Consider the following 22,282-nt stretch of genomic DNA (forward strand, 5'->3'; position numbering starts at 1 on the left):
CCATGCGGATCAGGCGTAAAACCCCAGCTGGCGTGCCGCCAGGTCGCGCATCACCTCTTCGGCGCCGCCACCGATGGCGTTGACCTTGACTTCGCGGTAAATGCGCTCCACCTTGACACCGCGCATGAAGCCGGCGCCGCCGTGCAGTTGCACCGCCTCGCTGGCGCAATAGGCCATGGTTTGGGTGGCCTGGTTTTTCAGCAGGCAAATTTCGCCTACCGGTGTGTCGCCCTGTTCGACGCGCCAGGCCAGTAATTCCAGCATGGCCTGCGTCGCATCGACGCGCATGGCCATATCGGTGAGTTTGTGGCGGGTGACCTGCTGGTCGATCAGCTTGCCACCGAACATCTCGCGCTCACGCGACCAGGCCAGCGCTTCGTCCAGACAGACTTGGGCAAAACCGTTGGCACCGGCGGCGAGGAAGATGCGCTCGCGGTTGAAGTTTTTCATGATGGCTTTGAAGCCCTGGTTCTCCTGCCCGACCAGGTTTTCCACCGGCACACGGCAGTTGTCGAAATACAGGGCAGCGGTGTCGGAGCACCACCAGCCCATTTTTCTCAAAGGCGTTTGCGTGAAGCCGGGCGTGCCTTTCTCGATCAGCAGCAGCGACACGCCGCCTGGCCCCGGCCCGCCAGTGCGCACCGCCACGGTGTAGAAGTCGGCGCGCATGCCGGAGGTGATGAACATCTTCGAGCCGTTGACGACGTAGTGGTCGCCATCCCGGCGCGCCGTGGTCTTGAGGTTGGCCACGTCCGAACCGCCGGAGGGTTCGGTGATGCCGAGCGCGCTGATCTTCTCGCCCCGCAGTACCGGCGGCAATACGCGTTGCTGGAGCCCTTCGCTACCCACGTTGACGATGGGGGGACAGCCGATGGTGTGCGACAGCAGACTCGCCAGGACACCGCCAGCGCCGCAGCGCGCAAGCTCCTGCGCGGCGATGATGGTCATGAACAGGTCGCCGTCGTTGCCGCCATGGCGCTCGGGAAAACCCAGTCCCAACAGGCCGATTTCGGCCGCCTTGCGGTACAGCTCGACAGGAAAGGACTCGGCTTCGTCCCATGCGTCCACATGCGGGCTAATTTCCCGGGCGACGAAGCGGCGCATCGCGTCGCGGAACGCCAGGTGCTCGGGCTTATAGAAGGGGCTCTTGGCAGGCGGGGTTTCGGTCGTCATGGATGGGACTCCTCGTGGGCGTGGCGTGTGTCGTGCGTGCAGGGCGAGCATCAATCAGGCAGATCGACCAGTGACACCAGCAAGGCGCGCGTGGCAACCTGGTCGCCAGCGCGCACCGCCACCTGGTCCACCACGCCATCGCGACGGGCCAGCAGTTGGTGTTCCATCTTCATGGCTTCGAGCACCACCAGGCGTTGCCCCTTCGTGACCGTGTCGCCACTTTGGACGTCAACGGCCAGCACCCGTCCATTCATGGGGGCGAGCACCCGTGATTCCGCGCTTGCCGCTGCCGCTGACGGTGGGGCATAGGTCAGGTCTTCAAAGCTGGCGCTCAGGTCGCCCAGTTCCAGGTGCAACACGTCGCCGGAAAACACCGCCGCCGCGTTTTTCTGCACGCCATCGGCGATCAGGCGCAGGCACTCGCCTTCGCGCTCGCAGAGGGTGATGTGGTGCAGCGCCGCGCCCACTTCCAGCGTGTAGCTGTGGGTTCCCGTGACCGTGATGTGCACGTCATGGCGGTGTTCTCCCTCGCCGATCAGCATCGGCCAGCGTGCTGGTCCGCTGGAGCGCCAGGGCGCGGCCGCGACCGGTTTGGCGTTGGCTTCGAACCACAGCGTGCTGGCCAGCGCCAGCGCCAGCGAGTCGGGCCGGGGCCGCACCAGCGCCGCGCTGTCGAAGTGCTGGGCGATGAAGGCCGTGGTCGTTTCGCCAGCAGCGAAGGCCGGGTGGCCGGCCACGGCCTCGAGGAAGGCGCGGTTGTGGGGCAGGCCGAGCAGGCGGGTGCGTTGCAGCGCACCGATCAGGCGCCGTCGGGCCTCGTCGCGGGTCGCGCCGTGCGCAATGATCTTGGCGATCATGGGGTCGTAGTGCGGGCTGACGGTCTGACCCGATGCCAGTCCATGATCAACGCGCACGCCCTCGCCCGTGGGTGGGTTCCAGAGCGCCACATCGCCACTTTGCGGCAGGAAGCCTGCGTACGGGTCTTCGGCATACAGGCGCACTTCAATGGCGTGCCCGTTCAATGGCACCTGCTCCTGCGTCAGCGGCAAGGGCTCGCCACGGGCCACGGCGATCTGCCATGCCACCAGGTCAAGGCCGGTGATGCACTCGGTCACCGGGTGTTCGACCTGCAGCCTTGTGTTCATCTCCAGAAAGTAGAAATGTCCTTCGCGATCCAGCAGAAACTCGACCGTGCCGGCGCCGACGTAGTTCACGGTGCGCGCCGCCGCCACCGCCGCCGCGCCCATCCGCGCGCGCAGCTCGGGCGTGACTGCGGGGGAGGGGGCTTCCTCGAACACCTTCTGGTGCCGACGCTGGATCGAGCAATCGCGCTCGCCGAGATGAATGATGTGGCCATGCCGGTCGCCGAAGACCTGGATTTCGACGTGGCGCGGTTCCAGCACCGCGCGTTCGAGGATCAGTTCTTCGCTGCCGAAGGCATTGCCCGCTTCCGAACGGGCGCTCACCAGTGCGACCGGCAGGTCCTGCGGGTGTTCGACCAGCCGCATGCCGCGTCCGCCACCGCCCGCCGCCGCCTTGACCATGATCGGGAAACCGATCTCGCGTGCCTGTGCGAGCAATGTGGCATCGGACTGGTCCGCGCCCTGGTAGCCCGGCACACAGGGCACGCCCGCCGCCAGCATCAGACGCTTGGCGCCGGCCTTGTTGCCCATCTTCAGGATGGCCTGCGGGTCCGGGCCGATGAACACCAGCCCGGCGTCCAGGCAAGCCTGAGCAAAGCCGTCGTTCTCCGACAGGAATCCGTAGCCTGGATGCACCGCATCAGCGCCCGTGCTGCGCGCCGCCGCCAGCAGCGCCGCGATGTTGAGGTAGCTCTCGCGCACCGGCGCCGGGCCGATGCACACCGCCTCGTCGGCCAGGTTGACATGCAGGGCCTGGGCATCGGCTTCGCTGTAGACAGCCACCGTGCGGTAGCCCAGTGCCTTGGCTGTGCGAATGACCCGGCAGGCGATTTCTCCGCGGTTGGCGATCAGGATTTTTTTAAACATGCTCAGCTCCCGCGGAAAAATCCCCTGCGCACGCTGCGCGTGCCATGCGATGTGGCTTCGCCGCTGCGCCGACTGGTGTCGGCTGGTCTCCGCGGTTGGCGATAAGGATTTTGGTGAAGTTCATCGGGGTTCTCACATCCGCGCCACGCCAAAGGTGTTCGGGTTCAGAGGCCGCATCCCGGCTTCGCGACACACCGCCAGGGTGGTGGCAAGCGCGCGGCGGGTGTCGCGCGGATCGATGATGCCGTCGTCCCACAGGCGCGCGGTGGCAAACAGCGAATGCGATTCGATGTCGAAGCGTTCCAGGATTTCCTTATTCATGGCCTCCATTGCGGCAGCCGGTGGCTCCTGGCCGGACCGGGCGAATTTTTCCTCGGTGACGATGCGCATCACGGTGGCGGCCTGCTCGCCGCCCATCACCGCCACCCGCGCGTTGGGCCAGGCAAACATGAAGCGCGGATCGTAGGCGCGGCCGCACATGCCGTAGTTGCCGGCGCCGAAGGAGGCGCCGGTCATGATGGTGATCTGCGGTACGGTGGCATTGGTCACGGCCTGGATCATCTTGGCGCCGTGCTTGATCATGCCGGCCTGCTCGACGTCCTTGCCGACCATGAAGCCGGTGGTGTTCTGCAGGTAGACGATCGGGGTGCCGGACTGGCAGCACAGTTGGATGAACTGGGTCGCCTTGGTGGCGCCTTGCGGATCGATGGGTCCGTTGTTGCCGATGAAGCCGCACGGGTGTCCCTCGATGGCGCCATGGCCGCACACGGTGCTGGAGCCGTACAGCGGCTTGAATTCAAGGAAGTCGGAGTCGTCGATCAGCCGTGCCAGCAGCTCGCGCATGTCATAGGGCTGGCGGAAGTCGGTGGGCACGACGCCGGCCAGTTGCTCGACCGGATAACGCGGCTCTTTCCAGATCTTCGCCGCCCGCATCGGCAAGCACTCGTTCCAGGGCAGACGCGCCAGGATGTCGCGTGCGATGCGGATGCCGTCTGCATCGTCCTCGGCCAGATACTCGGCCACGCCCGACGTGGAGCAATGCATCTCGGCGCCGCCCAGTTCCTCATCGGTGGCGATTTCGCCGGTGGCGGCCTTGAGCAGGGGCGGGCCGGCCAGGAAGGCCTTGGCGCGGCCGCGCACCATGATCACATAGTCGGACATGCCAGGCAGGTAGGCGCCGCCGGCGGTCGAGTGGCCGTGCATCACGCAGACCTGCGGAATGCCCCGAGCCGACATCCGTGCCTGGTTGGCGAATCCGCGGCCGCCGTCGATGAACACCTCGCCCACGTGCATCAGGTTGGCGCCGCCCGATTCGACCAGTCGCACCACCGGCAGTTTGTTCTCCAGCGCGATGGCTTCGGCGCGCAGGCTCTTGCGCAGGCCCATCGGCGTGATGGTGCCGCCCTTGATGGCGCTGTCCGACGCGATCACCACGCAGCGTATGCCCGACACCACCCCGATGCCGCAGATGATCCCGCCACCCAGCACGTTCTTCTCGCCGTCGTCATCGTGCATCCTGAAGCCGGCCAGGGTCGAGAACTCCAGCCACGGCGAGCCGCGGTCGAGCAGCAGCGCAATGCGCTCGCGCGGCAGCAGCTGTTTGCGGGCGCGGAACTTGGCCTCCTGGCTGTTGGACAGGTTGCGCACGCGGTCTTCCAGCGTGCGAAAAGTGTCGATCAGGGCGAGCATCTGCGCGCGCACGCGCTGGAAGCTCTCGGATTGCGGGTCGATCTGGCTCTGGATGACGGGCATGGGCGGTTCTCGCTGAAGGGTAGCAGTGAACGGGCGTGGGGGGGGGCGCTTACAGGTCGTAAAAACGCTCGCTGCCATCGGCCATGCGGCGCAGCAGTGGCGGCGGTGCAAAGCGCGCGCCGTGACGCTCGGCCAGGGTCTCGCAGGCCTTGACAAAGGCGGCCACCCCCAGGCTGTGGATCTGCCCGATCGGCCCCCCCAGATAGGCCGGAAAGCCCCAACCCAGGATCGCGCCGACATCGGCATCGATAGGCGCCAGCAGCACCTTCTCTTCGAGGCAGCGCGCGGTTTCGACCGACTGGATGAACATCAGGCGCTGCTTGACCTCTTCGACCGTGGGTTGCGTGGCCGCCAGCGGGAACTCCCGCGCCAGACCCGCCCAGAGCTGCTTGGGGCCATCTTGTGGGTAGTCGTAGAAGCCCTGGCCGGCTTTTTTGCCGAGCCGGCCGAGTTGGTCCACCATGCGATCGCAGACATCGTCGATGGCGCTGCGCTGGTAGGCCGCGCCGAGGTCGGCGGCGGTTTGTTTGCGAATGCGCGCCATCAGTTCGAGAGAGACTTCGTCGGCCAGCGCCAACGGCCCCACGGGCATGCCCGTCATGCGTCCTGCGTTTTCGATCAGGGCCGGTTTCACGCCTTCTGCCAGCAGCGCCAAGCCCTCGCCGACGTAGGTGGAGAACACGCGGCTGGTGTAGAAGCCGCGGCTGTCGTTGACGACGATGGGTGTCTTGCGGATCGCCTTGACGAAATCCATGGCGCGGGCCAGGCATTCGTCGCTGGTGGCCTGGCCACGGATGATCTCCACCAGCGGCATCTTGTCCACCGGCGAGAAGAAGTGCAGGCCGATGAAGTTGGCCGGACGCGCGGAGGCTTCAGCCAGTCCGCTGATCGGCAAGGTGCTGGTGTTGGAGGCAAAGATCGCGCTGTGGGCGATCACCGCTTCGGCCTTGCGCGTCACGTCGGCCTTGACGGCGCGGTCTTCAAACACCGCTTCGACCACGATGTCGCAGCCTGCCAGGTCGGCAAATTCGGTGGTCGGTTTGATCCGGGCGAGCTTGGCATCGCGCTCGGCTTCGGTCATGCGCTTGCTGGCCACGCGTTTGTTCCAGAGCCCTTCGCTGTAGCTCTTGCCCCGGGCTGCGCTGTGGGTGCTGCTGTCGAGCAGTACCACGTCCATGCCTACTTCCGCGGCACAGAACGCAATGCCCGCGCCCATCATGCCGGCACCCAGAATGCCGACCTTGCGGTAGCTGGCCTGGGGCACGGTCTTGGGCCGCGAGGCCAGCTTGCTGGCGGCGGTGATGCCAAAGAACAGCGAGCGGATCATGTTCTTGGCTTCCTTGCCGGTCGTCAGTTTGACGAACTCGCGCATCTCGACCTGGCAGCCGGTGTCGATGTCGACCTGGCAGCCGTTGTAGACGCAGTTCAAAATGGCCTCGGGTGCGGGATAGTTGCCAAAGGTTTTGGCGCGCAGCATGGCGTTGCCGGCCGTAAAGGTGTCGTAGCCCATGGGGCTTTGCACGGCGCTGCCCGGCAGCTTGAAACCCTTGCGGTCCCAGGGCTGAACGGCGGCAGCGGCGCCGTCGGTCAGCAGCCACTGCCTGGCGCGGGCCAGCAGTTGGTCGGCCGGCAGGACTTCATCGACCAAACCCGCTTCCAGGGCTTTTTCCGGGGCAAGTTTTTTGCCCTCGAGCAGGAAAGGCAGCGCGTTGCGCACGCCGATCATGCGCGGCAGGCGCTGGGTGCCGCCGCCGCCGGGCAGCAGGCCGAGCGATACCTCGGGCAGGCCGATGAGGGCCTTGGGGTTGTCGGCGGCGATGCGGCGGTGGCAGGCCAGCGCGACCTCATAGCCGCCGCCCAGGGCGGTGCCGTTGAGGGCCGCGACGAAGGGTTTGCCACTTTTCTCGATGCCGCGCATCAGGGCGTGCAACTGGGCGACGAAGTCCATCATGCCGGCCACGTCGGTGATGGCGAGCATCATGTTGAGGTCGGCGCCGGCGATGAATTCGGGCTTGGAAGATGTGACGATCACGCCCTTGACGGCGGCGTCCGCGACGGCCCTGCGCACGGCGTCGGTGAAGGCGGGAATGGATTGCCCGTTGAGGACGTTCATGGGCACGTCCTGCATGGCCCAGGTGAGGGTGGCGATGCCGTCGGCATCGACCTTGAAGTCAATAGTCATGGTGGGGTCCAGGTCTGTGATGGGGTGCGCGTCGTGCCGGGGCTTCAGACGCGCTCGATGATGGTGGCGGTGCCCATGCCGGCGCCCACGCACAGCGTGATCAGGCCGGTGGACAGGTTGCGCCGTTCGAGTTCGTCGAGCACGGTGCCCAGGATCATGGCGCCGGTCGCGCCCAGGGGATGCCCCATCGCGATGGCCCCGCCGTTGACGTTCATCTTGTCGTGCGGGACCTTCATCACCTCCATGAAACGCAGCACCACCGAGGCAAAGGCTTCGTTCAACTCGTAAAGGTCAATGTCGGCCGCTTTCATGCCGGCTAGCTTGAGCGCCTTTTCCGCCGAGTAGGAGGGGCCGGTCAGCATGATGGTTGGCTCGCTGCCGATGGAGGCGAACGAGCGGATGCGGGCACGGGCCTTCAGGCCCAGCCGTTTGCCGGCCTCGGCGTTGCCGATCAGCACCGCGGACGCGCCATCGACGATGCCCGACGAGTTGCCGGCGTGGTGCACGTGCACCATGCGCTCCAGCTCCGGATAGCGCTGGATGGCGACCGCGTCGAAGCCGTATTTTTCGCCCTGCGCCTTGAACGCGGGCTCCAGCTTGGCGAGCGACTCCAGGGTGGTTTCTGCGCGCATGTGTTCGTCGCGCTCCAGCACGGTGCAACTGTTCACGTCCCTGACGGGAACGATCGACCTGGCGAAGCGGCCCTCGGCCCAGGCGAGCGCGGCGCGGCGCTGGCTTTCGACCGCGTAGCTGTCGACGTCGCTGCGGCTGTGGCCGTAAAGGGTGGCAATCAGGTCGGCAGAAATGCCCTGCGGCACGAAATAGGTCGGAATCGCCACCGCCGGGTCAATCGCCCAGGCGCCGCCGCTGGTGCCCATGGGCACACGACTCATGCTCTCGACCCCGCCGCCGATGACCAGTGGTGACTGCCCCGACATCACTTTGGCGGCGGCCATGTTGCAGGCTTCCAGGCCCGAGGCGCAAAAGCGATTGACCTGCACGCCGGCAGCGCTTTCGTGGTACCCGGCGGCGATGGCCGCCACGCGCGCGATGTTGGCACCTTGCTCACCGGCGGGTTCGACGCAGCCGAGGATGACGTCGTCCACGAAGGCGGTGTCCAGGCTGTTGCGGTCGCGCAGCGCCTGCAGCACGATGATGGCCAAGCCGATGGGCGTGGTGCCATGCAACGCGCCTGAGCTGCGGCCCTTGCCGCGTGGCGTGCGCACCGCGTCGTAAATGAATGCGTCGGTCATGGTGGTGTTCCTTCTTTTGGAGTCTGTGGAGGTGGTAGGCAAGAGGCAGAATGCGACGCGAGTCGGGTACTACAACGTACGACCGATGATTTCCTTCATGATTTCGTTGGTGCCACCGTAAATGCGAGCGACGCGCGCATCCGCATAGGCGCGGGCAATCGGGTACTCCCACATGTAGCCGAAGCCCCCGAACATCTGCAGGCATTGATCGATCACCTTGCAGTGCAGGTCGGTGGTCCAGTACTTGGCCATCGCGGCGGTGGCGGCATCGAGCTTTTCCTCCATCAGCAGGCCGAGCAGGCGGTCGACGAAAACCTGTGCGATCTGCACCTCGGTCTTCATTTCGGCGAGCTTGAATCGGTTGTGCTGGAAATCGATCACGCGCTGGCCAAAAGCCTTGCGATCCTTGGTGTAGGCCAGCGTCCATTCGAGCGCGGCCTCGGCGCCGGCCACCGCGCCGATGGCAATCTGCATGCGTTCCCAGGCCAGTTCCTGCATCAGCAGGAAAAAGCCCTTGCCCTCGCCGCCCAGGATGTTGCTGACCGGCACGCGCACGCCGTCGAAGAAGAGTTCCGAGGTGTCCTGCGCCTTCATGCCGATTTTTTCGAGGTTGCGCCCGCGCGTGAAGCCGGGGCGATGGGTCTCGACCAGCACCAGCGAGGTTCCCTTGGCGCCTTGCGTCGGGTCGGTCTTGGCGACCACGATCACCAGGTCGGCGTTCTGGCCGTTGGTGATGAACGTCTTCTGACCATTGATCACCAGTTCGTTGCCGTCGCGCACGGCGCTGGTGCGCACGCTTTGCAGGTCGCTGCCCGCGCCTGGCTCGGTCATGGCGATGGCGCCAATTACCTCGCCAGTGGCCATCTTCGGCAGCCAGTGGCACTTTTGCTCCTCGGTGCCGTAGGCCAGGATGTAGGGCGCCACGATGTCGGAGTGCAGGCCAAAGCCGATCCCGCTCGTGCCGGCCCGCGAGACTTCCTCGATCAGCACGGCACTATGCAGACGCGTGCCGCCGCCGCCGCCGAAGGCTTCAGGAATGGCCGGACACAGCAGGCCCGCATCACCGGCCTTGCGCCAGACCGCGCGCGGCACGATGCCATCGGCTTCCCAGCCGGCGTGATGGGGGATGACTTCTTCTTCCAGAAAGCGGCGGGCCTGGTCACGGAAGAGTTCGTGTTCTTCACCGAAGAGGGTGCGGCTGAGCATGGGTCTGTCCTTGAAATCCGATTGAGCTGGCATGGCCGACGCTTGGCGAAGCGTGAACCGTCCATGCGCATAGGCGCTGCAAGCACCCCGCACGCGATGGACAAAATCATCGACCAAACGCTTGTTAGATGATATAGTATACGGCATGACCAAGGAACGAAACAACCCACTTTCGCGCAGGGATGCGATCCTGGCGACGGCGGCGAGCCGGTTCCGGCGCGAGGGTTTCGAGCGCACCTCGGTTCGCGAGATTGCCCAGGCTCTGGGCATGACTTCCGGCTCGCTCTTCTACTACTTCGCCACCAAGGAGGAACTGCTGGTGGCGATCATGGAGGAGGGCGTTCGCGACATCATTCAGTCGGTGCGCGACGGGCTGGCTGGCGAGACCCTGCTGCCCGAGCGGCTGCTGTCGATGGTGCGCAGTCACCTGAGGGCATTGCTGGGTTCGCGGCTCGACGCGATGACCGTGCTGCTCTACGAGTGGCGCAGTCTTTCGCCGGACGCGCAGACCCGCGTGATGGCATCGCGCGACGCCTACGATGCCTTGTGGATGGAGCCGATCAGCGAGGCGGCGGCGCTGGGCATGGTCGATGCCGATGCCGTGCTGGTGCGCCAGACGGTGCTCGGCGCCCTCAACTGGACGGCGCAATGGTACCGGCCAGGCGGGCGCCTGGACATCGACGCGCTGGCGCAGCGCATGTACACGATGCTCTTCCCGCGAGTGGTTGCGTCGGGGCGCGAGCCGTGATGGGCCGGGCCGGATGGGGGCTCCGTGCCTGCCTTTCTTGTCTTGAATCGTTTGTTTTTTCAACCATGTGGAGATGAAGTGAAGATATTGGTCGCCGTCAAGCGGGTGCTGGACTACAACGTCAAGGCCCGCATCAAGTCCGATGGTTCGGGGGTCGATCTCGCGAACCAGAAATTGTCCATGAACCCGTTCGACGAGATCGCCTGCGAAGAGGCGGTGCGCCTCCGGGAGGCTGGCGTTGCGTCGGAAGTGATCGTCGTCTCCTGCGGCCCGGCCGCCTGCCAGGAGACGCTGCGCAGCGCGATGGCCATCGGCGCCGATCGCGCCGTGCTTGTTGAAACCGATGCCGGGCTCGAACCGCTGGCGGTGGCCAAACTGATGCGGCACGTGGCCATCAAAGAGGGCGTGCAGTTCGCCATCTTTGGCAAGCAGGCGATCGATGACGACGCTGGCCAGGCCGGCCAGATGTTCGGCGCGCTGATGGGCTGGGCCCAGGCCAGCTTTGCCTCCAGGGTGCAGATCAGCGGCGAGACCGCCACTGTCACGCGCGAGATCGACGGCGGCCTGGAAACCCTGGCCATGAAGCTGCCGGCCGTGATCACGACCGACCTGCGCCTGAACGAGCCGCGCTTCATCACGCTGCCCAACATCATGAAGGCCAAGAAAAAACCGATGGAGGTCATCCGGGCGGCCGACCTCGGCATCGACATCGCGCCGCGCACCGTGACCCTGCACGTCGGCGAGCCGGCGTCGCGCAAGGCCGGCATCAAGGTGGCCGACACGGCCGAACTCGTGAAACGACTCAAAGAAGAAGCGAAGGTGATCTGATGACAACCCTGATCATTGCGGAGCACGACAACGCCGTGCTCAAGGCGGCAACGCTGAACACGATCGCCGCCGCCACCCGCATTGGCGGCGACGTTCATGTGCTGGTGGCGGGTGGCAATTGCGCTGCCGTTGCCCAGGACGCGGCGGCGGTCGCGGGCGTAGCCAAGGTGCTGCACGCCGACGCGGCCCACTACGAAGCCCATCTGGCCGAGAACCTGGCCGCACTGGTGCAGTCACGCGTGCGCGCCGATGCGGGCTACACCCATGTACTGGCGCCGGCGACGGCCTTTGGCAAGAATGTGCTGCCGCGCGTGGCGGCCCTGCTGGACGCCTCCCAGGTGTCGGACGTGATCGCCATCGAATCGCCCGACACCTTCCAACGGCCGTTCTATGCCGGCAACGCGCTGGCCCGCGTGCAATCGAAGGATGCCATCAAGGTGCTGAGCATTCGTACCACCGCCTTTGACCCGGCCGGTGCGGGCGGCGCGGCGGCGGTCGAAACGCTGACGGCGGCTTGCGATCTCGGGTTGACCACCCTGGTCGGACGTGAGGTCGTGAAGCTGGAGCGTCCGGAACTCACCGCCGCGTCGGTCATCGTGTCGGGCGGACGCGGACTGGGCGCGGCCGACAAGTTTCACGCCGTGCTGGAGCCGCTGGCCGACAAGCTTGGTGCGGCGATCGGCGCGTCGCGCGCGGCGGTCGATGCCGGCTACGCGCCCAATGACTACCAGGTCGGTCAGACCGGCAAGATCGTCGCTCCGCAGTTGTACGTGGCCGTCGGCATCTCGGGCGCCATCCAGCACCTGGCCGGCATGAAGGACAGCAAGGTGATCGTGGCGATCAACAAGGACGCCGAAGCGCCGATCTTCCAGGTGGCCGACTATGGCCTGGTGGCCGATCTGTTCACCGCCGTGCCAGACCTGATTGCTGCGCTCTGACGGCGTCGGCCGCGGAGCGACAATCAACCGGACGCGCCTCGGCGCGACACAAGGAGACATTACCATGACAGCCTCTGTTTCCGTCACCCAGGGCGTGCCGCCACCGGGTGCGATCGCGCGTGTCGCCATCGGGGATTTCCTGCGCCGCTCGGCGGCGCGCGACCCGGCCAAGGTGGCCTTCGTGCTCGGCGCCGAGCGGCTGACCTACGGCGACTTCGACGCGCGCGTCAGCCGCTGCGCTAACGCGTTGCTCGCGGCAGGTCTGGTGCCCGGCGACCGCGTGGTCACGCTGTGCAACAACTCGCTCGAGTTCCTGGTCGCGATGTTCGGCATCCACCGGGCCGGCTTGGTGTGGGTGCCGATCAATACCGGGCTGGGCATCGACGACGTGCGCTACATCATCGACCATTCCGAGGCGCGCTTCGTGCTGGTCGATGCGACGTTGTTGGCGCGACCCGACACCGCCGCCGCGCTGTTGCATGCCCCCGGTCGCGGCTGGGTGCTCGAAGGCGAGGGCCGCGACACGTTTGACAGCTTCGGCGCGATGCAGGCGCGCCAGCCCGCCACCGAGCCGGAGGTCGAGATCCACGATCGCGACGTGGCTCAGATCATGTACACCAGCGGCACCACCGGCCGCCCCAAGGGCGTGATGCAGAGCCACCTGTCGGTGGTGATGGCGGCGATGAACAACGCCATCGAGTTCGGGCTCTCGCGCAACGACGTCGCCAACGCGACGCTACCGCTGTTCCACTGCGCACAGCATACACTGATGTTCGGCCTGCTGGTGGCCGGCAGCACGCTGGTCGTGATGCGCGGCTTCGACCCGGTGGTGGTGCTTGATGCCATCGAGCGCGAGCGTATGAGCTTTATGGTCGGGCTGCCGTTGATGCACCAGGCGTTGCTCGACCACCCGACACGCCCGAGACGCGATCTGTCCAGCCTGCGCCTGTGTTTGTATGCGATGGCGCCGATGCCCGAGACCCTACTGCGCCGCCTGATCGCCGAGTTCTGCCCGAACTACATGCTGGGCACGGGCCAGACCGAGATGTACCCTCTCACCGTCGCCTTCCGGCCGGAGCAGCAGTTGCAGCGTTTCGGCTCGTACTGGGGCGTCAGCACGCTGGTCAACGACACGGCCGTGATGGACGACGCGGGGCGCCTGCTGGGCCCGGGCGAGGTCGGCGAGATCGTGCACCGCGGACCGAACGTGATGGAGGGCTACTACAAGAACCCGCAGGCCACCGCCGAGTCGCGCGCCTTCGGATGGCACCACACCGGCGACCTCGGCGTGTGGGTCGACGGTCAGCTGATGTTCCGCGACCGCAAGAAGGACATGATCAAGACCGGCGGCGAGAACGTGCCGTCGATCAAGGTGGAAGCGGTGCTGCTGCGCCATCCGGCGGTGGCCAATGCCGCCGCGGTGGGCTTGCCGCACCCGCGCTGGATCGAGGCCGTGACCGCCTTCGTCGTTCTCAAGCCAGGCGCCCAGGCCGACGAGGCGAGTCTGATTCAGCACTGCAAGGAGCACCTCGGCGGCTTCGAGGTACCGAAGGGCATCGCCGTCGTTGAGGCGCTGCCGATGACGAGCACCGGCAAGATCCAGAAGCACCCGCTGCGCGAGCTGTACCGGAACCTTTACGATGGCGAACAAGCCGCCACTTGAGACGGAGTCTCCGGTGCGGTCCTGACGCTGCCCGGCCGGGCGCATGCAGGCGCGTTACTCTAAAACTCTTCGTTAGACAACCAGGAAGGAGTGAACCATGGCGACCCCAGTTAGAGCGAGTGACATACCGTTTTCTGTCATGGTTGAGGCAGGGAAGGACTATTGGTGGTGTTCATGTGGGCAGAGCAAGAACCAGCCGTTTTGCGACGGAACGCACAAGGCAGCCGGTCAATTTGTGCCAGTGAAGTATGCGGCTGCGGAGAGTGCGATAGTTTACTTTTGCGGCTGCAAGCAGAGCGGCAGAGCACCGCTGTGCGACGGCTCGCACAAGAAGGTCTGAAGTGGGCTCTAGCCCTTGATTTCCTGCTGCGCACCCCCAGGGCACTGATCGACAAACGGAGCGTCATCGGGCAGGACGAGTCGACCTGAGGTCGTGAGTTGCGTCCATCGCGTAGCGGGAAGGTTGGTAATGACGCCTACTGCATGCTTGGGAAAATTGAGCGGCCAAATGCCGTCGCTCGCGAGCGCGAACGGTCCACTCGGTTCAAACCAAGCCTGCCACGTCTGAACGCCATTCTGAACTGCGCGCCGCGCTGAGTTACCTCTTCAAGCGCTTTCCCGACGAGTACTTCCGGCACATCGACGACGCCCGCAGTTACCTTGTGGAGTTCGTCGACGCACTCACCGAGGTTGGCTGGCTAGCGGTGGTCAGCTGAAAGAGTCAACGGGGTTTTAGATCTTTACGGCCGGCTGCGGAATCTGGCTCACACCCAGGCGCGTGAGCAGCTGCACGTGGGACTCAGTGTCGCGGTTGCCGGTGGCCAGCAGCTTGTTGCCGAAGAAGATGGAGTTGGCGCCGGCGAGGAAGCACAATGCCTGGATAGCCTCGCCCATCTGCTGGCGTCCGGCCGACAGGCGCACGCGCGCCTTGGGCATGGTGATGCGGGCCACGGCAATGGTGCGCACGAACTCGAAGGGATCGAGCGGCGCCTGTTCGGCCAGCGGCGTGCCTTCGACGCGCATCAGGTTGTTGATCGGCAACGATTCGCGGTGGGGTCCAGATTGGCCAGTTCGGCGATCAGGCCGGCGCGCTGGCGGTGGCTTTCACCCATGCCGCCGATGCCACCCGAGCAGACCTTGACGCCGGCACCTCGCATGTGCGCCAGCGTGTCCAGCCGGTCCTGGTAGTCGCGCGTGCTGACGATGTCGCCGTAGAAATCAGGCGCGGTGTCCAGGTTGTGGTTGTAGTAGTCCAGGCCGGCGTCGGCCAGTAGCTGTACGTGTTCTTCCTTGAGCATGCCCAGCCTGGCACAGGTCTCCAGGCCCAGGCCCTTGACGCCGTGTACCAGCGCGGCGACTTTCTCCACGTCGCGTTCCCTGGGTTCGAGCAAGGCCGCGCCCATGCAGAAGCTCGTGGCCCCAGCCTCCTTGGCGCGGCGGGCGGCGAACAGCACCTCTTCCAGCTCCATCAGCTTGGAGGCCTTGACGCCGGTGTGGTATTGGCCGACTGCGGGCAGTAGCCGCAGTCCTCCGGGCAGCCGCCGGTCTTGACCGACAGCAGGGTGGCGAACTCGACCTGCGTCGGGTCGAAGTGCTCGTGGCGCACGGTCTGCGCGCGGAATAGCAGCTCGGGGAAGGGCAGCTGGAACAGCGCCTCGATGGCGTCCACGCTCCAGCGCTCGGCTTTCGCGGCGGCGGCCGCTTTCGGGCGGTGCAGGGTGATGGTTTGTTCTGTGACGGTACTCATGGCGATCTCTCTATCTCGGGCGTGATTCAGGCGCTGTCGCCGCCGTGGTGATCAGCGTGCGTCGGCACATGGGATGCTTCCTGCACCAGGATGTGGCTGCGCTGTTCCTTGATGCGGTTCTGCTCGTCCACGAAGACCAGCTTGGGCTCGAAGCCCTTACACCTTTCTTCGGGCACCTGGGCGAAAGCGGCAATGATGAGCAGGTCGCCCACGGCAGCGCGGCGCGCGGCCGAGCCGTTGACGGAAATGATACCCGAGCCGCGCTCGCCGTTGTTGATGTTCCAGATGTGAACCTGTTCGTTCTCCATCATGTTGGCGGCTTCAAGCAGGTTCTCGTCAATGGCGCAGGAGCCTTCGTAGTGCAGCTCGCAGTCGGTGACGGTGGTGCGGTGGATCTTGGATTTGAGCAGGGTGCGGTACATGGCTTCACCTTCAAGGAGGTTCAGCGGGCAAGCAGCCCCCGGGTATCAAACAGGCGTTGGTGGCTGGCCCAGTCCAGGTTATCGGTAATGCGCAGCTTGTCACCAGGACATCGAATTGGCCAGCCGAAGCGCTTCAGGCGCCTTGTGGCCTGATGTGCTGGGTGGCCTCGTCTTCGACACGTTGCCAGATCTCGACCGCGATCGGGTTGTCGCTCTCTTCGAGGATATGGCCCACCAGCCCGATGGCGCGCGCGAAGACGCCGATGCCGCGCACGATTTTCCATGGCAGCCCGAGTTCGCAGCTGATGGCGCCGATGGCGCCGGTCGCATTGACGGGCAGCGACTTGCCAGCGACGCGTTCGGCCTCGGCGCAGATCAGTTGTTCGAGCCGGATGTAGTCCCCAGAAAAGTCGTTGTCCTCGGCGATCTGGAACAGGCGCGGGGCACGCGGATCGACCGGCTTGTGCAAGGGATGGCCGAGCCCGGGAATGATCTGGCCGCGTGCACGAAAGGCGGCCACGGTGTCGCGGGCGATGCGCTCCAGATCGGCGCCCTGGGTGCCCGGCGGAAGTGCCTCGTACAGCATCTTGGCGGTGCCTTCGGTGCTGCCGACGAACACACTGCCCAGGCCGCACAAGCCGGCCGCCACCGCCGCCTGCAGCGATTCGGGCGCACCGGCGTAGGTCAGGCGCGCGGCCAGCGCGCTCGGCGTGATGCCGTGCTCGACCAACGTCACCGCAATGGCGTTGAACACGTTCGATTCCTGCGGCGTCGGCATGCGCCCGAGGATCTGCAGGAAGGCCATGTCACCCAGGTTGAGATGGCCGAGGATCTCGTCGGGCAGGCTCTTGCCGTGCACTATGATGCGGTCGGGGGTGCTCCAGGCGATGTCGGAGCGGATGGGCTTGTTTTTGCGGGCCATGAGGGACTCCAGTCGGGTCAATGAAAATCAGGCTTCCAAGCCGGCGCTGCGTATCACGGCGCGCGCGCGCTGGACCACCGGCAGGTCCACCATCTGGCCGTCCACGGCCACGGCACCGCCGTTGGCCGATTCAAATGCTTCGCAGACGCGGCGCGCCCAGTCAAGCCGCTCGGGGGTGGGCGTGAACACCGTCTGAACGGCAACCACCTGCTTCGGGTGGATGCACAGCTTGGCGCCAAAGCCGAGTCGAAGCGCGCGTTCGGTGTCGGCCTGCAAGCGGTGCAGGTCGTCGATCGCGGTGCTGACGCCATCGACCGGCGCAGCCAGCCCGGCCAGCCGCGAAGCCAGCACCATTTGGGAGCGGAAGGCCAGCAGCTCGGTCTCCGCGCCATCGGGCGCGCAGTCGATGCCCAGATCGAGCGCCAGGTCGACGCTTCCAAAGGCCAGGCGAATCACGCCCGGCACGCGCGCAATGCTGTGGATATCTTGCAGACCGCGCGCCGACTCGATGATCGGCAACACGTCCTTGTAGGTGGCCTCGACCACGGTGCAGACGGCGTCGATGCCCTCGGCCTTGGGCAGCATCACCGCCGCCACGCCAGGATGACGACACAGTTCGAGGTCGTCCTCAAACCACGGCGTGCCAGCGGCATTGATGCGAACCGCCAGCGGCGCAGCCTCCTCCAGTAGCGCCGCCAGCGCCTCGCGCGCGAGCGCTTTCGCCTCGGGGGCCACAGCGTCTTCCAGATCGACGATGACCACGTCCGCTCCGCTGGCGCGGGCCTTGGCATAGCGCTCGGGTCGATCGGCGGGCACGAAAAGGTAGGCGCGCGGGGCGGTGGGGTTGGCTGTCATGCGCGCGCCTCCAGCCAGCGGCCCATGCGCGGCGCCTCGGCCACGGTCCAAACGCGCGCGATCAGCGCCTCCATTTCTTGCGGCGTGGCGCCCTTGCCGTAGGCCGCCAGGCGCTGTGCCTTGTCTTCCAGCTCGCCGCGTGTCAGGGTGTTGCCGGGATCGCCCTTGGGCTCGTCGACGCGCGCGCTCAGCGTGCGGCCATCGCGCGTCGTCACGGTCACCTTGCCCATCCAGCGCTGCGGATAGGCCCGGTCCACCTCGGCGTCAAGCTGCATCGTGACCCTATCGCGCAAGGCCGCCACGCGCGGCGCGAGGTAATGCTGCTCGAATTCGTTCAGCCCGGCGTAGCCGTACTCGGCCGCCAGCGCAAGCACCGTGCCCATCGAGAACTTGGCCTGGTGCACGGTGGCGGGCACGGTGACGCGGCCCAGCACGTCGATGGCTCCCTGATGCACATGGGTGGTCACCGCGGCGATAGCGTCGGCCTTGAGCCCATGCGTGCGCATCAACGCGAGCAGCGCGTCGGCGCTGGGGTGGGTATGACGGCACGAGGCGTGGTACTTGAACGAGGTTTCCGCCGTGGCCCAGCGCTGCCCCAGCCGGTCGGTGAGGCGCGCCGGGTCGGCATCGCTGGACATGCCCGCGGCCATGCCCTGCGGCCCTTCCAGAATCTGGCGCGCGCCGGTCAAACCACCTTGTGCCAGGCAGGCGCAGGCCAAACCGCTGGACGCCGCATGCGCGGTGTGCAGCGGCTTGGAGTCGGCAGCGTCGCGCAGGAACTCCCACAGGCCGGCAGCTTGTGTGCCGGCGCTGCCGAAGGCATGCAGCATGGTCGGCGCGTCCAGCCTGAGCAGCCGCCCGGCGGCCGCGGCGGCGGCCAGGGTGCCCGCAGTGGCGGTGGTGTGAAAGATGCGGTAGTGCGAGCGACCAAGGAACTCGCCCACGCGAATGCCGACCTCATAGCCCGCCACCACGGCGACCAGGAACTCACGGCCACTCGCGCCGATGTTTTGCGCCATGGCCAGCGCCGCCGGGAACACGACGGCCGCGGGATGGAACACCGAGCCGTTGTGCACGTCATCCTGTTCAGCGAAGTGCGAGGCGGCCGCGTTGACCATCGCGGCGAAATGGGGCGAGGTGGCGCGGCGCGAGATCAACACCTCGGCGCGGCCCGAGTCCGGTCCCATGGTGCGGGCGTAAGCCTCGATGGCCTCGACCGGCCGCGCGCCCTTGCCGGCCAGCGCCGAGGCGTACCAGTCGAGGAACAGGTCTTCGGCGCGGCGCAGCACCGGCGCCGGAATCGCGTCAAATGGCAGACCGGCGGCAAAGGCGGCCAGCGTCGCGCTCGGGGTTTTATCTTGGGTCATGATTCGTTCACACCTTCTCAGATGGCCTTGTCCGCTCGCAGCCGGGCGATGTCAGGCGCGCCGTAGCCGAGTTCGGCGAGGATGGCTTCGGTGTGCCCTCCCAGGGCGGGCACCGGCCCCATGGGGGGCGGCTCGCTGTGGCTGAGATGGTGTGGCGGGTACAGCGCCGGCAACGGGCCGCCGGGCGAGTCAATCCCGGTCCAGCGCCCGCGCGCCGCCAATTGCGGGTGCTTCCACAGGTCAGCCAGTTCATTGAGCTGGCCATTGGCGATGTGGGCCGCATCGAGCCGTTCGACCAATTGCGCCGCCGTCAAGGTGGCACACACGCCTTCGATGATGCCGCGCAATGCCTCGCGCTGGGCCAGTCGATTGGCGTTGCCCAGGTACCGGGTGGCCAGATCGGGCAGTTGCAGCACCTGGTTGCAGAAAGTGGCCCACTCGCGGTCGTGCTGCACCGCCAGCACTACCTGCTTGCCGTCACCGCAGGTAAAGGGGCCGTAGGGGTAAATGGCGGCGTGCGAGGCACCAGCGCGCGGCGGCGGCGGCTGGCCGTCCAGCGTGTAGTAGAGCGGGAAGCCCATCCATTCGGACATGGCTTCGAGCATCGAGATTTCGAGCCGCTGGCCACGACCGGTGCGACCGCGCTCCAGCAGGGCGGCCAGAATACTGCTGTAGGCGTACATGCCGGCGGCGATGTCGGCAATCGACAGGCCGGCCTTGGACGGCTGCTCCGGCGTGCCCGTCACCGACACAAAACCGGCTTCGCTCTGGATCAGCAGGTCGTATGCTTTTTTCTCGGTGTAAGGCCCGCCGTCGCCGTAGCCCGAAATGTCGCACACCACGATGCGCGGATGGACCAGCGCCAGGCTGGCGTGATCCAGTCCCATGCGCGCGGCGGCGCCGGGCGCCAGGTTCTGCACCAGCACGTCGGCCCGCTCGACCAGCTTTTGCAACACGGCACGGGCGCCGGGATGCTTGAGGTCGAGCGTCAGGCTTTCCTTGGAGCGGTTGCACCAGACGAAGTGCGAGGCCAGGCCGTGGGCCCGGGTGTCGTAAGCGCGGGCGAAGTCGCCTTCACCCGGGCGCTCGACCTTGATGACCCGCGCGCCGAGGTCCGCGAGCTGACGGGTGCAGAACGGCGCGGCAATCGCGTGCTCCAGTGTGACGATCAACATTCCTTCCAATGGGCGCATGGTCATTGCTTTCAGAATGAACGTGGCAGCCCAAGCACGTGCTCGGCTACGTAGCTCAGGATCAGGTTGGTGGAGATCGGTGCCACCTGGTAAAGCCGGGTTTCGCGGAACTTGCGCTCCACGTCAAATTCGCAGGCAAAGCCAAAACCGCCATGCGTCTGAATAGCGGTGTTGGCCGCCTCCCAGGAGGCTTTGGCTGCCAGGTACTTGGCCATATTGGCCTCCGCCCCGCAGGGTTGGTGGGCGTCGAACAGTTCGCAGGCACGCCAGCGCATCAGGTCGGCGGCTTCGGTCTCGATGTGGGCTTCGGCCAGCGGAAACTGCACGCCCTGGTTCTGCCCGATCTGGCGGTCAAACACGCGGCGCTCGCGGGCGTAGCGGGCGCTGCGCTCGACGAACCAGCGGGCGTCGCCGATGCACTCGGCGGCAATCAGGGTGCGCTCGGCGTTGAGGCCATCCAGGATGTACTTGAAACCTTTGCCCTCCTCACCGATCAGGTTCTCGGCCGGGATTTCGAGGTTGTCGAAAAACAGCTCATTGGTCTCGTGGTTGACCATGTTGCGGATCGGGTTCACCGTCATGCCCTGGCCAATGGCCTGGTGCAGGTCAACGATGAAGATCGACATGCCTTCGGATTTGCGCTTGACCTCGGCCAGCGGGGTGGTGCGCGCCAGCAAAATCATCAGGTCGGAGTGCTGGATGCGCGAGATCCAGACTTTCTGGCCATTGACCACATAGCGGTCGCCCCGCTTGACGGCGGTGGTCTTGATCTTGGTGGTGTCGGTGCCCGTGGTCGGCTCGGTCACGCCCATGGACTGCAGACGTAGATCGCCGCTGGCGATGCTGGGCAAGTAGAGGCGCTTTTGTGCTTCCGAGCCGTGGCGCAGCAAGGTGCCCATGTTATACATCTGGCCGTGGCAGGCGCCGGCGTTGCCGCCGCAGCGGTTGACTTCTTCCATCACCACCGAGGCTTCGGCCAGACCCAAACCGGCACCGCCGTATTCCTGCGGAATCATCACAGCCAGCCAGCCGGCCCGGGTCAGCGCGTCGACACACGCCTCGGGGTAAGCACGGGCGTCATCGATCTTGCGGAAATACTCATCGGGGAAGCGTTTGAAGAGATCGCGCAGTGCCTGGCGCAACTCGGGATGGCGTTCTTGGTTCGTCATGTTCAATCTCTAGAGATCCAGCCGAGCAGCGCCGGCTGGAGTGCGCATATCCTTCAACGGAATTTGCTGAAATCGGGCTTGCGTTTTTCAAGAAAGGCGCTGGCCCCTTCCTGTTGCTCGCCGGTGTTGAAATAGTTGGGCGCCACTTCCTGGATCAGGTCGTTCATGTCCCGGCCCATGATCGGCGCCATGTGGTGGTAGAACGAGCGCTTGACAATCTTCAGGCAGGTCGGCGACAGCGACAGCAGTTCGTCGCAATACTTCTGCACCTCCGCGTCGAGCTGAGTCATCGGCACCACCGCGTTGGCCAGACCCCAGTCCAAGGCTTGCTGCGCGTTGTAGCGGCGGCACAGCATCCACAGCTCGCGCGCCCGCTTGTGGCCCAGTACGTTGGCCGCGTGCGCGACGATGTACCCGCCTGCCGGCGAGCCGACGCGGGGCCCGTTCTGACCGAAGATCGCGTGCTCAGCGGCAATCGTGAAGTCACAAAAATAGGCGATGTGGTGGCCGGCGCCAATGGCATAGCCGTTGACCCGCGCGATCACCGGCTTGGGGCATTCGGCGATCTGGCGGTTGAAATTGAACTCCAGGTCCTGCAGGCCGCTCTTGCCGCCTTCGCCCTTTTCCCAGTTGACATCGCCGCCGACGCAAAAGGCGCGCTCGCCGGTGCCGGTCAGCACGATCACGCCGACCTTCGGATCGTTGCCGGCCTGGGCCAGCCGCCGCTCCATGTCCTTGATCGTGTCACCGGTGAAGGCATTGAGCGTCTTCGGTCGGTTGATGGTGATGGTGGCGACGAAATCCTTGACTTCGTAAATGACTTCCTGGCCCGACATGTCTGGCGCTCCTGTAAAA

The 22,282-nt window shown here is 65.8% G+C and carries 18 protein-coding genes and 1 pseudogene; 5 read left to right on the forward strand and 14 right to left on the reverse strand.

Annotation, left to right across the window (positions count from 1 at the left end; genetic code table 11):
• Positions 1-9: 9 nt before the first annotated feature.
• From C8C99_RS23600 to C8C99_RS23625, 6 genes are all read right to left on the reverse strand, one after another.
• Positions 10-1,173 (reverse strand): acyl-CoA dehydrogenase family protein, encoded by a 1,164-nt coding sequence (locus C8C99_RS23600; protein WP_108627400.1) that lies wholly within the window; start codon positions 1,171-1,173, stop codon positions 10-12.
• Between the two features lie 50 nt (positions 1,174-1,223).
• The gene (locus C8C99_RS23605; RefSeq protein WP_304529399.1) at positions 1,224-3,182 is read right to left on the reverse strand and encodes an acetyl-CoA carboxylase biotin carboxylase subunit; all 1,959 of its coding nucleotides are present in this window, start codon (positions 3,180-3,182) and stop codon (positions 1,224-1,226) included.
• A gap of 132 nt (positions 3,183-3,314) precedes the next feature.
• Complete coding sequence (locus tag C8C99_RS23610) at positions 3,315-4,934, reverse strand: acyl-CoA carboxylase subunit beta (RefSeq protein WP_108627402.1); 1,620 nt, start codon at positions 4,932-4,934, stop codon at positions 3,315-3,317.
• Positions 4,935-4,983: 49 nt separating this feature from the next.
• Positions 4,984-7,116, reverse strand: coding sequence for a 3-hydroxyacyl-CoA dehydrogenase NAD-binding domain-containing protein (locus C8C99_RS23615; RefSeq protein ID WP_108627403.1), 2,133 nt, complete (start codon positions 7,114-7,116; stop codon positions 4,984-4,986).
• Positions 7,117-7,160: 44 nt separating this feature from the next.
• Positions 7,161-8,369 carry an acetyl-CoA C-acetyltransferase gene (locus tag C8C99_RS23620; protein ID WP_108627404.1) on the reverse strand — a complete coding sequence of 403 codons (1,209 nt, stop codon included), beginning with the start codon at positions 8,367-8,369 and terminating at the stop codon, positions 7,161-7,163.
• A gap of 69 nt (positions 8,370-8,438) precedes the next feature.
• Complete coding sequence (locus C8C99_RS23625; RefSeq protein WP_108627406.1) at positions 8,439-9,575, reverse strand: acyl-CoA dehydrogenase family protein; 1,137 nt, start codon at positions 9,573-9,575, stop codon at positions 8,439-8,441.
• Between the two features lie 145 nt (positions 9,576-9,720).
• On the opposite strand from C8C99_RS23625, the gene C8C99_RS23630 reads away from it, so the two are divergent.
• The 5 genes from C8C99_RS23630 to C8C99_RS23650 all read left to right on the forward strand — a co-directional run bounded on the left by C8C99_RS23630 (position 9,721) and on the right by C8C99_RS23650 (position 14,092).
• Positions 9,721-10,323: a TetR/AcrR family transcriptional regulator gene (locus tag C8C99_RS23630; RefSeq protein WP_108627408.1), complete on the forward strand. Its 603-nt coding sequence runs from the start codon at positions 9,721-9,723 to the stop codon at positions 10,321-10,323.
• Between the two features lie 78 nt (positions 10,324-10,401).
• Positions 10,402-11,151 (forward strand): electron transfer flavoprotein subunit beta/FixA family protein, encoded by a 750-nt coding sequence (locus C8C99_RS23635; RefSeq protein WP_108627409.1) that lies wholly within the window; start codon positions 10,402-10,404, stop codon positions 11,149-11,151.
• Positions 11,151-12,089: an electron transfer flavoprotein subunit alpha/FixB family protein gene (locus tag C8C99_RS23640; RefSeq protein WP_108627410.1), complete on the forward strand. Its 939-nt coding sequence runs from the start codon at positions 11,151-11,153 to the stop codon at positions 12,087-12,089. The genes C8C99_RS23635 and C8C99_RS23640 overlap by 1 nt, the downstream gene beginning before the upstream one ends.
• Positions 12,090-12,153: 64 nt before the next feature.
• Entirely contained in the window at positions 12,154-13,752 is a 1,599-nt protein-coding gene (locus C8C99_RS23645; RefSeq protein ID WP_108627411.1) for an AMP-binding protein, read from the forward strand.
• A gap of 139 nt (positions 13,753-13,891) precedes the next feature.
• The gene (locus C8C99_RS23650) at positions 13,892-14,092 is read left to right on the forward strand and encodes a CDGSH iron-sulfur domain-containing protein (RefSeq protein ID WP_233247485.1); all 201 of its coding nucleotides are present in this window, start codon (positions 13,892-13,894) and stop codon (positions 14,090-14,092) included.
• A gap of 392 nt (positions 14,093-14,484) precedes the next feature.
• Here C8C99_RS23650 and bioB read toward each other — a convergent pair.
• The 8 genes and pseudogenes from bioB to C8C99_RS23695 all read right to left on the reverse strand — a co-directional run bounded on the left by bioB (position 14,485) and on the right by C8C99_RS23695 (position 22,263).
• Positions 14,485-15,499, reverse strand: a pseudogene (gene bioB, locus C8C99_RS23660) (biotin synthase BioB).
• Between the two features lie 26 nt (positions 15,500-15,525).
• Positions 15,526-15,921, reverse strand: coding sequence for an aspartate 1-decarboxylase (gene panD / locus C8C99_RS23665; RefSeq protein ID WP_108627413.1), 396 nt, complete (start codon positions 15,919-15,921; stop codon positions 15,526-15,528).
• A 133-nt stretch (positions 15,922-16,054) separates the two neighbouring features.
• Entirely contained in the window at positions 16,055-16,843 is a 789-nt protein-coding gene (locus C8C99_RS23670; protein WP_108627414.1) for a citryl-CoA lyase, read from the reverse strand.
• A 27-nt stretch (positions 16,844-16,870) separates the two neighbouring features.
• Positions 16,871-17,698 (reverse strand): CoA ester lyase, encoded by an 828-nt coding sequence (locus C8C99_RS23675; RefSeq protein ID WP_108627416.1) that lies wholly within the window; start codon positions 17,696-17,698, stop codon positions 16,871-16,873.
• On the reverse strand, positions 17,695-19,065 hold the full coding sequence (locus C8C99_RS23680) for an MmgE/PrpD family protein (RefSeq protein WP_108627418.1): 1,371 nt from the start codon (positions 19,063-19,065) through the stop codon (positions 17,695-17,697). The genes C8C99_RS23675 and C8C99_RS23680 overlap by 4 nt, the downstream gene beginning before the upstream one ends.
• 17 nt (positions 19,066-19,082) lie before the next feature.
• A complete protein-coding gene (locus C8C99_RS23685) occupies positions 19,083-20,258 on the reverse strand; it encodes a CaiB/BaiF CoA-transferase family protein (RefSeq protein WP_199226557.1) in 1,176 nt (391 codons plus the stop codon).
• A gap of 11 nt (positions 20,259-20,269) precedes the next feature.
• A complete protein-coding gene (locus C8C99_RS23690) occupies positions 20,270-21,427 on the reverse strand; it encodes an acyl-CoA dehydrogenase family protein (protein WP_108627421.1) in 1,158 nt (385 codons plus the stop codon).
• A 53-nt stretch (positions 21,428-21,480) separates the two neighbouring features.
• On the reverse strand, positions 21,481-22,263 hold the full coding sequence (locus C8C99_RS23695) for an enoyl-CoA hydratase-related protein (protein WP_108627423.1): 783 nt from the start codon (positions 22,261-22,263) through the stop codon (positions 21,481-21,483).
• Positions 22,264-22,282: the final 19 nt, after the last annotated feature.

The organism is Acidovorax sp. 107, assembly GCF_003058055.1.
Classification (GTDB): domain Bacteria; phylum Pseudomonadota; class Gammaproteobacteria; order Burkholderiales; family Burkholderiaceae_C; genus Acidovorax.